We start from the raw sequence: 12,088 nt of genomic DNA on the forward strand, positions 1-12,088 counted from the left end.
GCAGGATTTCACCATAAAACCTGCCTTGCAGTCTAGCAAAACATGCTGAGACATATGTCTTATATAAGATATATGATGCTCATTGACAGACCGCAAACAGAAGCCTACACTCGCGGGCAATATTTGCAGGACGCAAGCCGCACAGGAAGCCTGATTGCAGCCTACGCGAATCCGGTGGAGAACCGACGGTCGGCTGTGGTCGATAGCGTTGAAATGCTTTCTTTCGACGGTATTGTATTATTACAGGCTTGCAGAAATTTTTCGGAAATTTTCGCCCGTTTTCATTCCCACTTTGGAGATTCATCATGGCTAAAGCCCCAATGCGCGTTGCCGTTACCGGCGCCGCCGGTCAAATCGGCTACTCCCTGCTTTTCCGCATCGCCAACGGCGACATGCTGGGCAAAGACCAGCCAGTTATTCTGCAGTTGCTCGAGATTCCGGATGAGAAGGCCCAGAAGGCGCTCAAAGGCGTGATGATGGAAATCGACGACTGCGCATTCCCGCTGCTGGCCGGCATGACTGCACACAGCGATCCGATGACCGCATTCAAGGATATCGATGTCGCCCTGCTGGTCGGCGCACGTCCCCGCGGCCCGGGCATGGAGCGCAAGGACCTGCTCGAAGCCAATGCAAAAATCTTCACCGTCCAAGGCAAGGCACTCGACGCTGTTGCATCGCGCAATGTCAAAGTGCTGGTCGTCGGCAACCCTGCCAACACCAACGCCTACATCGCCATGAAGTCGGCACCGAACCTGCCTTCCAAGAACTTCACCGCGATGCTGCGCCTGGACCACAACCGCGCACTCTCGCAACTGGCCGCCAAGGTTGGCAAGCCGATCACATCGATCGAAAAGCTGTGCGTATGGGGCAACCACTCCCCGACCATGTACGCTGACTTCACCCACGCAACCGTCGACGGTCAACCGGCGAAGGCACTGGTGAATGACGAAGCCTGGACCAAGGACGTCTACCTGCCGACAGTCGGCAAGCGCGGCGCAGCGATCATCGAAGCACGCGGCCTGTCCTCGGCAGCGTCCGCAGCCAACGCGGCAATCGACCACGTACGTGACTGGGTCCTCGGCACCAACGGCAAATGGACTACCATGGGTATTCCTTCCGACGGTTCCTACGGCATTCCGGAAGGCACAATGTTCGGCTATCCTGTCACTACCGAAAACGGCGAGTACAAGATCGTCCAGGGTCTGGAAATCGACGCGTTCTCGCAAGAGCGCATCAATCTGACCCTGAAGGAACTGCTCGAAGAGCGCGAGGGCGTCAAGCACCTGGTCGGCTAAGCCCTCCGGCGACGGGACAAGTGATGCGCGCAGGCGCATCCGGCAGCGTCACTTGTCCCTCCGCCCCTTTGACCGTTTGCCGATTTGCCGATTTGCCCTTCGTTCATCGCACAACAACCGACGTCAGCCACGCTGCACATGCACCCTTCCGAGGTCTTATTCCAGGGCACACACCTGCCGGTCTCCATTCCGGTCTGCGATCACTATGCCGGCTCCGAAAAGCTGATGCTCAAGTCGATTGCCCTGCAACAAGAACTTGGACCTGTTTTTGATATCACCTTCGACTGCGAAGACGGCGCCAGCGCCGGCAATGAGGAAGCGCACGCGCGCCTCGTCGCCTCCCTGATCGCCAGCGACGCCAATCGCTTCAACCGCATCGGCGCCCGCGTCCACGACACTACCCATCCCTGCTTCGAACAAGACGTCGAGATCATTTGCCAGGGTGCGGCACCGCGCCTGGCATATCTGGTTCTGCCCAAGGTCAACAGCGCTGCCGAAGTCAAACGCGCCATCACCGTGATCAGGCGTCATGCCAAAAAGGCGGGGCGCGACAAGCTGCCGGTCCATGTTCTGATCGAGACACATGGCGCACTTGCCGAGGCGCATGCCATTGCCGCCCTGCCCGAAGTCGAATGCCTGTCCTTCGGCATCATGGACTTTGTGTCCTCGCATTACGGCGCGATCCCCGGCAGCGCAATGCGCTCGCCCGGCCAGTTTACGCATCCGCTGGTGGTGCGTGCCAAGCTGGAAATGGCGGCGGCCTGCCATGCGCACGGCAAGGTGCCGTCCCACAACGTGACGACAGAGATCAAGGACACGGCCATCGTGGCCAATGATGCAACCCGCGCCGCCGGAGAATTCGGCTATATGCGCATGTGGAGCATCCATCCGGACCAGATTAAGCCCATACTGAAAGCCTTGTCGCCGCGAAGCTCCGAAATCAGCGAAGCAGTCAATATCCTGACCGACGCGCAGGCAGCACAATGGGGCCCTATACAATACAACGGCAAGCTGCACGACCGCGCAAGCTATCGTTACTACTGGACGATATTGCAACGTGCGAAAGCGGGTGGCATGCCGATGCCCGAAGCAGCGGGAAATCTGTTATAGCAAAAAGCACATGCGATGCTTCATAACCACTCGATCAACCTTGGCGCGCTCTAAAGGAAACACCGTCATGAAAACCGTATCAGCAATCGCCCTGCTCATCAGCAGCTTAGGCGTCGCCCTGCCCTCCATGGCAGAAGAAGCCAAGACCAAACCAAACACCAAGACAGTCAAGAAGACCCCGGCAAAGAAGTCCGCCAAGGAAGCGGCTGCCGCAGCCGACGACGAGAAGGAACCGGACGTCGCGGGCCTGACCGGCACGCCCTACGACTGTGAGCTAGGGAACAAGCTGACCATTTACCAACTCTCCGATAAGGACGAGATCGCACTGCACTGGAACAAACGCCTGCACCACATGGCGCGCGTGTCGACCACGACCGGCGCCAATCGCTTTGAGAATTTGAAGAAGGGCCTGGTCTGGATCGGCATCCCTGCCAAGGGCATGCTGCTCGATTCCAAGAAAGGTCAGCAGCTCGCCAACGAGTGCAAGTCCCTGGAGCAGTCGGCACCGAAGGCAGCCAGCAACGGGTGATGCCGGGAAGAATGCAGCAAGCGCAACAGGGCCGGCGATCCGGTCCTGTTGCGTGAATACGGTTTACAGTTCAACTTAATAAGAGCTCCTATCAAAATGACGATGGCAAGGCGCGCCGACGAAGACCGTACAGGCCAGTACAGGCGTACGGCCAGGAGACCTCGGCGGCCCGGGCAACGCGGCAAGCGGCATTTTGATAGGTGCTCTAAATAAACAGTTCAGTACTAACAACTAAGGAGAGGTTATGTCCCGCAATACTCTGAACACGCTGAAGGAATTCAAGATCTCGGATTCCAAGAAAGGCAAGTTCTACTCGCTACCCGCGCTGGAGAAGAAGCTTGGCGTGAACATTTCGCGCCTGCCGGTTTCGATCCGCATCGTGCTCGAATCCGTATTGCGCAACTGCGACGGCAAGAAAGTGACCGAAGAGCACGTTCGCGAACTGGCGAACTGGGCTCCCGCGGCTCCTCGTGTCGACGAAATTCCGTTCGTTGTCGCGCGCGTCGTATTGCAGGACTTCACCGGCGTTCCGCTGCTGGCCGACCTGGCCGCGATGCGTAACGTCGCCTCCAAGCTGGGCAAGAAGCCGAAGAACATCGAGCCGCTGGTGCCGGTTGACCTGGTTGTTGACCACTCCGTGCAGATCGACCACTTCCGCGAAAAGAAAGCGCTCGACCTCAACATGAAACTGGAATTCCAGCGCAACAACGAGCGCTATCAGTTCATGAAGTGGGGCATGCAGGCATTTGACACGTTCGGCGTCGTGCCGCCGGGCTTCGGCATCGTGCACCAGGTTAACCTCGAATACCTGGCTCGCGGTGTTCACAAGAAACAAGACGTTTACTATCCGGACACACTGGTCGGTACCGATTCCCACACCACCATGATCAACGGCATCGGCGTGGTCGGCTGGGGCGTGGGCGGTATCGAAGCCGAAGCCGGCATGCTTGGCCAGCCGGTCTACTTCCTGACTCCAGACGTAGTCGGTGTCAACCTGACTGGCGCGCTGCGGGAAGGCGTCACAGCGACTGACCTGGTCCTGACCATCACCGAATTGCTGCGCAAGCACAAGGTCGTCGGCAAGTTCGTGGAATTTTTCGGCGAAGGCACAGAGTCGCTGACACTGACAGACCGCGCCACCATCGGCAACATGGCACCGGAATACGGCGCCACCATGGGCTTCTTCCCGGTTGACGATGCCACCATTGATTACTTCCGCGGTACCGGCCGCACCAAGGCCGAAATCGACGCCTTCGAAGCCTACTTCAAGGCCCAGAACCTGTTCGGTATTCCGAAAGTCGGCGAAATCGACTACTCCACCGTGGTCGAACTCGACCTCGGCACTGTCGCTCCATCGCTGGCTGGTCCGAAGCGTCCGCAAGACCGTATCGAAATCGGCAACGTCAAGGCGACTTTTGCCGACCTGTTCTCCAAGCCAGTGTCCGAAAACGGCTTCAACAAGAAGCCGGAAGACCTCGAAGCGCAGTACGAGACCACCAACGGCGTCAAGGTCAAGAACGGCGACGTGCTGATTGCTGCGATCACGTCCTGTACCAACACCTCCAACCCGAGCGTGCTGCTGGCCGCCGGCCTGCTGTCCAAGAAAGCTGTTGAAGCCGGCCTGAAGGTCGCTCCGCACATCAAGACTTCGCTCGCGCCCGGATCGCGCGTCGTCACCAAGTACCTGGAAGATGCCGGCCTGCTCCCTTACATGGAAAAACTGGGCTTCGGCGTCACCGCCTACGGCTGCACCACCTGTATCGGTAACGCTGGCGACCTGACCCCTGAACTCAACGAAGCGATCATCAAGAACGACATCGTGGCGTCCGCCGTGCTGTCGGGCAACCGTAACTTCGAAGCACGTATCCACCCGAACATCCGTTCCAACTTCCTGGCTTCGCCGCCACTGGTTGTTGCTTACGCGATTGCCGGCAATGTCACCCGCGACCTGATGACCGAGCCGGTCGGCAAGGGCAAAGGCGGCAAGGACATCTATCTGGGCGACATCTGGCCGACTTCGGAAGAGATCAACAAGCTGCTGAAATACGCGCTCAACGGCAAGACCTTCAAGGAAAACTACGCCGACGTCAAAGGCGCACCCGGCAAGCTGTGGGAGCAGATCAAGGGCGTCGCCAAGGGCGAAGTCTACAACTGGCCGGCGTCGACCTATATTGCCGAACCACCGTTCTTCAACGACTTTGAAATGCAGCCGAAAGCCGCTGCAACCGGCATTTCCGGCGCACGTGCACTGGGCGTCTTCGGCGACTCGATCACCACCGACCACATCTCCCCGGCAGGCTCGATCAAGGAAACCAGCCCGGCCGGCAAGTGGCTGCTCGAAAACGGCGTTCTGAAGGCTGACTTCAATTCCTACGGCTCGCGCCGTGGCAACCATGAAGTCATGATGCGCGGCACCTTCGCCAACGTGCGCATCAAGAACCTGATGATCCCGCCGAAGGAAGACGGCTCCCGCGTTGAAGGCGGCCTGACCGTGCACCAGCCGAGCGGCGAACAAATGTCGATCTATGACGCAGCGATGAAATACGTCGCCGACGGCGTACCGACCATGGTGTTTGCAGGCGAAGAATACGGTACAGGTTCGTCACGCGACTGGGCTGCCAAGGGCACGCAGTTGCTGGGCGTCAAGGCTGTGATTGCACGTTCCTTCGAGCGTATCCACCGTTCCAACCTGGTCGGCATGGGTGTCCTGCCGCTGCAATTCCTGGGCGACGATAGCGTGCAGTCGCTGAACATCACCGGCGAAGAGTCCTACGACCTGAAAGGCATCGAAAACGACATCAAGCCACAGCAGACTGTGACCCTGGTGATCAACCGCGCCGACGGCAGCCAGCAGGAAGTCCCTGTCCTGCTGCGTATCGATACGCCGATCGAAGTCGACTACTACAAGCATGGCGGCATTCTGCCATTCGTGTTGCGTCAGTTGCTGGCTGCGTAAAGAAGCGTAACGCAGCGTAAGGAAGTGGTATGGCGGGCCAGGCTGTCACCGGCGTGGCTCCGTCCGTCTCGCTACTCTTTATGTTAAGACGCGGCGGACGACGGCCGCCCGGCTTGCAAGCCACGTGTAAGAATGCACTGCTATTCTTTAGCCAAAGAAAAACGCCGGAGTTTTCCGGCGTTTTGTTTGTAAAGCTTACGTTTCACCTTTATTACTTTTAAGAACTGTTCTGGAGACTGATCATGTGGAAAATCTTCGTTGCCTTTATCGCCTTCGCCCTGCTTGCCTTATTCGTGATCATGAAAGGCGGCGACAAGATCGATATGCAAGGCGAAGCCGCAGGACATAATCCGACCGAAGTGCCATCTTCGTCCACGCATAGTTCTACTCCTGCGACACCAGCTGCTCCGGCCGCTCCTGCTACCCCTGCTGCTCCGGCAGCATCCGGAACTGAAGCATCCAAGTAAGCACTCCGCTTATCGCCCTAGCCGACACATAAAGCGGCAAAGGCCGCACGTACAACGTAATACGCAAAACGCCGCATATACCTCATGCGGCGTTTTGTTTTCTTGATCGTCGTCCTCCCGCCCGCCGTCTTTTGGTGGCATCCTGTTGAATCAACTACAATACGTTTCCTCTTCGCCTATCCTATCCACCATGCGTCGTCTATCCAAAAGTTCTGCAAATAAGTTGTCAGCGGACAGCCAGCGTCTGGTTTCTCTCGCGCAAGGCGTGGCGCAGTCAGCCAGCCGTCTGGAAGAGCGGAATTGGGAGCATTCACTGGATGCCCTGCTGCACAAAATCCTGAAGGCCAACCATCAGGAACACGTCGATGCAGCCCTCGAACACCTGTTCAAGGCCGACCTGCCCGCGTACGACACCCTGATGGAAGCCGTCGAAGCAGGCAGCGAGTCCTGCTTCATCGAACACGAAGGCGTGCACTACGAGGCCCTGCTGATCGCCATTCCGGTCCTCGCCTGGACGCGCTTCTCGATTGCGTCCGGCCCGGTACCGGACGAGGTCCGCAACGCACTGTGCGCGCATCTGCACGGTCATCTGCTCGCGCCGGATGCCCACGTTGCCATGGCGCCAACCCTGTTTTCCATCGATCAGTTGCCCCGCACCCATGCGGAGACTTTTGCGCTGACACAGCGCATGGCACAGGCAGCTGTCAAGGCGGCAAGCTTGAAGGCGCAAGCCAATGCGCCTGAGACAGCGCCATTCCTTGCCGATACCCGCTATCTGCTCGCCGCCGTGGCGGTCCGCATGGGTTCGCCCATGTTTGCCTGGCAGGCCAGCGCGCACCCCGCCGACCGTGAGAAAGCCCTGGAGCAATGGCGACGCCAGGCCACACCAAACATCGCCCCCCTGCTCCCCGGTTGCGGCATTGAACTCCTGATGCCCGAAGCCTATTACGTCGCATGCCGCGAAGCCGACCGCCAGATCCGTCCCGCGTCGATACGCGCCGCCGTACATTTTCTGACCCATACCCTGGGCGTAGAAACCACCGCCTTGCGCGCCATCATCGGCAGCTTCAGCGAAGAACCCGGCAGCGGACGCGTCGATGAGTACCGTGTCGCCTTCACCCTGCGACAAAGCCCGGAAGTGGTGTACGGGGTGGTCTGGCCGCTCTACGGCGCCGAAGACGAGGACGAATCCGCCGTGACGACATTCGAATCAATCACATCACCGGAAATCCTCGATACCGAAGTGCGTACCCCCGTCGAGCAAATCATCGCTCTGCTACGCGCCTGTGGCGTCACGCATATCAAGCGGCATTCTGAGGAGTTCCCGATGGACTTCTGCGATGACTGTGGCGCACCGCTTTATCCGGATGCGGAAGCGGAGTTGGTACACGCGGAGCTGCCGGACGACGCACCGGCAAGCAACGGCCATCTGCATTGAGGCTGGCAGCGTACGGCGCAAGCAGCTGATCAGTCCGGAAGCAAGCAAGACACAACACCACCAAGCCGCACGCTACAGCGCAGCAGGAAAATCCCTCCGCAACCCACAACCCCTGCTAGCCACACCCTCCGTAAAACCCCTTCCCCCTCGTAGGGGGAAGGTTGGGATGGGGGTGCGGCGGTCGCCCAACGACAATATTTATTAAGCGCTCCACCAAAGCTCAAGCAAACCGCAGCACTCCCAATGTCCTCACCAACTCGAATACGGCCGCCGAATCAAATTCGAATTGAAATACCGTGCATCATCCGTAACCTCATCCCCCACCCACTCCGGCTTCACAAACACCTGATCCTCCGTCAAGAGCTCAATCTCCGCCACTACCAACCCCGCGTTATCCCCCATAAACTCATCTACCTCCCAGGTCATCCCCTCAAACTCAATCCGATAACGCGTCTTCTCAATAATCGGCCGCTCGCATAGCCCGTCCAGAATCTCCTGTGCATCCGCCACCGGAATCGCATACTCCCACTCCCCACGCGTCGCCCCCACCGAACGCCCCTTGATCGTCAGCACCGCCCCATCGCCCTCGATGCGTACCCGGACAACCCGCTCCGGATTCGACGACAAATACCCCTGACGCAGCAATACCCCCTGCCCCAACGCCTTCCAGGCATCGCCCCGCACGAGAAACTTGCGCTCAATCTCGACACTCATGCCTTCATCCTCTCGATGGCATCCAGCATTGGCTGCAACGCCGCCGCACCAAGCCGCGCACTGCGTGCACCATTCCACCCTACCTGCGGATCAGGCAGATCGGCATTGTCCTTGAACGGCATCTCCAGCGTCAGTGAAATGCATTTGAACGAATGCCCGACATACTTGGATGCCAGCTGCAGCATCTCTTCGCGATACTTGCTCGCCTCATAGCCAACCTTGGTCTGGAAATCCGGACTCGCCTTCACGAAGCTATCAATGAACCCTTGCTGCTCCTGCTGCTGACGCTCGGTAAAGCCATCCAGCATTTCGCAACCGGCCACAAAGTTGTACGGCAGGGTCTCGTCCCCATGCACATCCAGAAACAGATCACAGCCAGTCTCATGCATCTTGTTTTTCACAAGATAGACTTCGGGACTGCGCTCCATCGACGGGTTCACCCATTCGCGATTCAAATTGGCTCCCGCCGCATTGGTGCGCAGATTCCCGCGCACCGAGCCATCCGGATTCATGTTCGGCACCACGTAAAAAACCGCCTGCTGCAACAAACGGCGCGCCAGCGGATTCGATCGATCGGCCAACGCATCGAGCATCCCTTCAACAAACCATTCAGACATGGTCTCGCCCGGATGCTGCCGCGCGATCACCCAGATCTTTTTGTCGGCATCCGGATTGCCGAGCACCGCCACATTAAAGTCCCGTCCGTCGAGCGTCGACCCCAGGTCCAGCACACGACCGCCCTCGATGTTTTCAACCTGCGCCAGCAAGCGCAAATGCCGCTCCCAGGAATACGGCTCGAAATACGCGTAGTACACGCTATCTCGCTCAGGGGTATGCGAGATCGTCAGTACCTTGCCGTCATACGAAGTCGGCACGCGAAACCACGTCTCGCGGTCATAGCTGGCAACAGCCTGGTAATTGACCCAGCCGCCCGGAAATGCCGCCTGCGACGCGTTCAGCAGACGCATCGTGCAAGCCTGCCCGCGCGCGCCCTGAACACGAAAATAAAACCACTGAAGGACATCCGCATGCGAATCCTTGCGGAGGTGAAGATCGATAGCGTCCGGAGAGTCCGCACGGACCACCTCGATGGCGCCTGCGTCAAAGTGTTGGCTGATTTTGATTGTCATGCATGAAAGAGAGATAAGTAGTCGACGAATGCCTGCAACGTTTGCAATTCCTGCGCATCCTGATACCTGATAGCCAGCGGTGCAACGATTCCTGCCTCAGCGCTAAGCACGAGACATGGCCGCATCGGGGCTGATACCATTCAGCGGTTTCATTCTATGCCACAAACACGACAATGATCTTTTGCAAGATTCTGGCGCTCCTGGGACTGGCCGCCGCCGCGCTGTCCGCCCATGCCGACAACTGGCCTTCACGCCCCATCCGCTTTGTCGTCGCCGCACCCGGCGGCTCATCGCTGGACATCATTGCCCGCACGCTCGGCGACAAGCTCAAGGACCGTCTCGGCCAACCCATCGTCATCGACAACGTCCCCGGCGCATCAGGCACCATCGCCACCGGCAATGTCGCCCGCGCCGCACCGGACGGCCACACCTGGCTGATTTCTTACAACGGCCCACTCGCCTATACCCAGTTCCTCACGCGCCTGCCCTACGACCCGCAAAAGGACCTGGTGCCCATCATCCAGACGAGCTCCCAGCCCAATGTCCTCGCCGTCAGCGCCGACCTGCCCGTGAAGAATGTCCGCGAGCTGATCGCCTACGCACGCGCCCGTCCCGGCAAGCTGAACTACGCCTCGGTAGGCAATGGCTCGTCGTCGCATTTGACCATGGAATTATTCAAGTCCATGACCGGCAGCTACGTCGTGCACATTCCGTACAACGGCGCACCGCCTGCGGCATTGTCACTGGTATCAGGAGAAACACAGATGCTGTTTTCCGTACCATCGGTAGTGATGCCCCAGGTCAAGAGCGGTAAGGTAAAAGCCCTTGCCGTCAGCAGCGCCAGCCGCTTCCCTCTGTTGTCTGATCTACCCACAGTCGCCGAATCCGGTCTGCCGGATTTTGAGTCGATCACATGGAACGGTGTCCTGGTCCCGAAAGGCACGCCGGTAGAAATCACCCAGCGCCTGAACCGCGAAATGGATTCCATCCTGAAAATGGCGGATGTCCGGCAGCGACTGAATAATGCTGGCCTGGAGCCGATTGGCGGTACTGCGGAGGCCTTTCAGTCATTAATCGCCGCAGAAGCGGCAAAATGGGAACCGATCGTCCGCAAGACCGGTGCCAAGCTTGACTAAGCTCGAATGCCCTGCAGATGCGTGGCGGAAATCATAACGGCTCTGCTATAATGCGTGCTTCGTCGGGGCGTAGCGCAGCCTGGTAGCGTACTTGCATGGGGTGCAAGGGGTCGGAGGTTCGAATCCTCTCGCCCCGACCAATAGATTCAAAGACTTACGAAAAGCCGCCTTGTGCGGCTTTTTTGTTGCCTGGAATTTAGCAAGAAATTTTACAGAGGAGCGTGCTCTTCAGCTGCGTTCGTTATGTTCCACTAGGCACTTGCTGTGAATTAATAAAATACATTGTGCTGCTCCGGCAATCTGTACATTCACGGTAGAACTGCAGCCCATCTTTCCGCAACCGCTCTTTGTGCCCTTCTTTACCGCAATTAAGCTTGATTGGTGTATTCCCGTTGCAGGTGCCACATTTGAAGTAGTATCCAAATTTACCGTACTGGATTGAAATATCTGTGCCGTGGCATTTGCGGCAGTAATGTTCTTGTAGGGGTTGCGTTGACTTTACATGCGCCGCGTCTGGCGTCGAAGAAGCTGAGCGGCCAAATTGTATTGGCATATCGGCGGTTTTGGCAGATGGTGGTACGGGAGTAATTGGTAAAGATGTTACCGGATTCGCAGGTTGGCCGAATTGCGTAGCTCCGGGCGAGCTCGCGTGCGTATGCGAAAGGTCGACCATACCAAATTTAGCAGCATAATCAACGGTAATTGGCCGATGCAGTTGGATAAGCTTATTCGCAAGGTTGCTAATCGAATCAGAAAACGTCGTTTTTGCAAAACCGCCTAGCAGGCCAAGAAAACTAGCATTGTCTAAGTTCTTTTGCATCGCAGTCAAAAATTGATCGGCTTTGACAACCATGTCACTGTTAAACCGCTTCGAGCGATCAATCCTCGCCTGCGGGGAAACCAAAATCATAGACGCGATCTTCGTTTCTCCCATGCCGAGTTTGCTCAGTAGGATGCGCAGCACTGCGGCGTGACGCTCGTTCTGTTCGATCGGCGAAGCCATTCCTTCATAAGTCTTCTTCCAGTCGTTCCAACGTAGGAATTCGCCCTCGTCCGTAATCTTGACACCATGAGAAAAGTGTTTGGTTTCCAGAATATAGAACCGAAGGGTCCGATGGATCAATAAATGGTCAATTTGTGCGACACGACCATCTTCAAGTTGGAGGCGCAGGTCATGGATAACGGCAGTGTTTTGGCTGTCTTTGAGTTGAAAATCAATAAGATAAGCGGCCTCCTGCTCTCCTTTTATACCGGCACGCAACATCCGCAGTTCGCGTTCAACCAATGATTTCTTGTCCGCGGAAGCCTTCACG

At 57.6% G+C, this 12,088-nt stretch carries 10 protein-coding genes and 1 tRNA gene; 8 read left to right on the forward strand and 3 right to left on the reverse strand.

Annotation, left to right across the window (positions count from 1 at the left end; genetic code table 11):
• The first annotated feature begins 305 nt into the window (after positions 1-305).
• The 6 genes from ASE07_RS14660 to ASE07_RS14690 all read left to right on the forward strand — a co-directional run bounded on the left by ASE07_RS14660 (position 306) and on the right by ASE07_RS14690 (position 7,795).
• Entirely contained in the window at positions 306-1,295 is a 990-nt protein-coding gene (locus tag ASE07_RS14660; RefSeq protein WP_057291574.1) for a malate dehydrogenase, read from the forward strand.
• 138 nt (positions 1,296-1,433) lie between these two features.
• Entirely contained in the window at positions 1,434-2,405 is a 972-nt protein-coding gene (locus ASE07_RS14665) for an HpcH/HpaI aldolase/citrate lyase family protein (RefSeq protein ID WP_057291575.1), read from the forward strand.
• Positions 2,406-2,472: 67 nt separating this feature from the next.
• On the forward strand, positions 2,473-2,934 hold the full coding sequence (locus ASE07_RS14670) for a hypothetical protein (RefSeq protein ID WP_082584160.1): 462 nt from the start codon (positions 2,473-2,475) through the stop codon (positions 2,932-2,934).
• A gap of 244 nt (positions 2,935-3,178) precedes the next feature.
• The gene (gene acnA, locus ASE07_RS14675; protein WP_057291577.1) at positions 3,179-5,890 is read left to right on the forward strand and encodes an aconitate hydratase AcnA; all 2,712 of its coding nucleotides are present in this window, start codon (positions 3,179-3,181) and stop codon (positions 5,888-5,890) included.
• A gap of 242 nt (positions 5,891-6,132) precedes the next feature.
• Positions 6,133-6,357, forward strand: a complete 225-nt coding sequence (locus ASE07_RS14685) for a hypothetical protein (protein WP_057291579.1) — start codon at positions 6,133-6,135, stop codon at positions 6,355-6,357.
• A 190-nt stretch (positions 6,358-6,547) separates the two neighbouring features.
• A complete protein-coding gene (locus tag ASE07_RS14690; RefSeq protein WP_057291580.1) occupies positions 6,548-7,795 on the forward strand; it encodes a DUF2863 family protein in 1,248 nt (415 codons plus the stop codon).
• 249 nt (positions 7,796-8,044) lie between these two features.
• Here the strand turns inward: ASE07_RS14690 and ASE07_RS14695 are convergent, their stop codons facing one another.
• Together ASE07_RS14695 and ASE07_RS14700 are read right to left on the reverse strand one after the other, a co-directional pair.
• The gene (locus ASE07_RS14695) at positions 8,045-8,509 is read right to left on the reverse strand and encodes a CYTH domain-containing protein (protein WP_057291581.1); all 465 of its coding nucleotides are present in this window, start codon (positions 8,507-8,509) and stop codon (positions 8,045-8,047) included.
• Positions 8,506-9,639: a M14 family metallopeptidase gene (locus ASE07_RS14700; RefSeq protein ID WP_057291582.1), complete on the reverse strand. Its 1,134-nt coding sequence runs from the start codon at positions 9,637-9,639 to the stop codon at positions 8,506-8,508. Before ASE07_RS14700 ends, ASE07_RS14695 begins: the two co-directional genes overlap by 4 nt.
• A gap of 173 nt (positions 9,640-9,812) precedes the next feature.
• Between ASE07_RS14700 and ASE07_RS14705 the strand changes: the two genes are divergently transcribed.
• Positions 9,813-10,775: a Bug family tripartite tricarboxylate transporter substrate binding protein gene (locus tag ASE07_RS14705; protein WP_057291583.1), complete on the forward strand. Its 963-nt coding sequence runs from the start codon at positions 9,813-9,815 to the stop codon at positions 10,773-10,775.
• A gap of 63 nt (positions 10,776-10,838) precedes the next feature.
• A tRNA-Pro gene (locus ASE07_RS14710) sits at positions 10,839-10,915 on the forward strand.
• A 101-nt stretch (positions 10,916-11,016) separates the two neighbouring features.
• Here ASE07_RS14710 and ASE07_RS14715 read toward each other — a convergent pair.
• Positions 11,017-12,087 carry a nuclease-related domain-containing protein gene (locus ASE07_RS14715; RefSeq protein ID WP_162256885.1) on the reverse strand — a complete coding sequence of 357 codons (1,071 nt, stop codon included), beginning with the start codon at positions 12,085-12,087 and terminating at the stop codon, positions 11,017-11,019.
• Position 12,088: the final 1 nt, after the last annotated feature.

The sequence above is a fragment of the Noviherbaspirillum sp. Root189 genome, from assembly GCF_001428545.1.
In the GTDB taxonomy this organism is placed as follows: Bacteria; Pseudomonadota; Gammaproteobacteria; order Burkholderiales; family Burkholderiaceae_D; genus Noviherbaspirillum.

Excerpts from the sequence above, each read along its gene's own strand:
- ASE07_RS14660 (WP_057291574.1), top strand. The coding sequence starts at position 306 with ATGGCTAAAGCCCCAATGCGCGTTGCCGTTACCGGCGCCGCCGGTCAA.
- ASE07_RS14665 (WP_057291575.1), top strand. The coding sequence starts at position 1,434 with ATGCACCCTTCCGAGGTCTTATTCCAGGGCACACACCTGCCGGTCTCC.
- ASE07_RS14670 (WP_082584160.1), top strand. The coding sequence starts at position 2,473 with ATGAAAACCGTATCAGCAATCGCCCTGCTCATCAGCAGCTTAGGCGTC.
- acnA (WP_057291577.1), top strand. The coding sequence starts at position 3,179 with ATGTCCCGCAATACTCTGAACACGCTGAAGGAATTCAAGATCTCGGAT.
- ASE07_RS14685 (WP_057291579.1), top strand. The coding sequence starts at position 6,133 with ATGTGGAAAATCTTCGTTGCCTTTATCGCCTTCGCCCTGCTTGCCTTA.
- ASE07_RS14690 (WP_057291580.1), top strand. The coding sequence starts at position 6,548 with ATGCGTCGTCTATCCAAAAGTTCTGCAAATAAGTTGTCAGCGGACAGC.
- ASE07_RS14695 (WP_057291581.1), bottom strand. The coding sequence starts at position 8,509 with ATGAGTGTCGAGATTGAGCGCAAGTTTCTCGTGCGGGGCGATGCCTGG.
- ASE07_RS14700 (WP_057291582.1), bottom strand. The coding sequence starts at position 9,639 with ATGACAATCAAAATCAGCCAACACTTTGACGCAGGCGCCATCGAGGTG.
- ASE07_RS14705 (WP_057291583.1), top strand. The coding sequence starts at position 9,813 with ATGATCTTTTGCAAGATTCTGGCGCTCCTGGGACTGGCCGCCGCCGCG.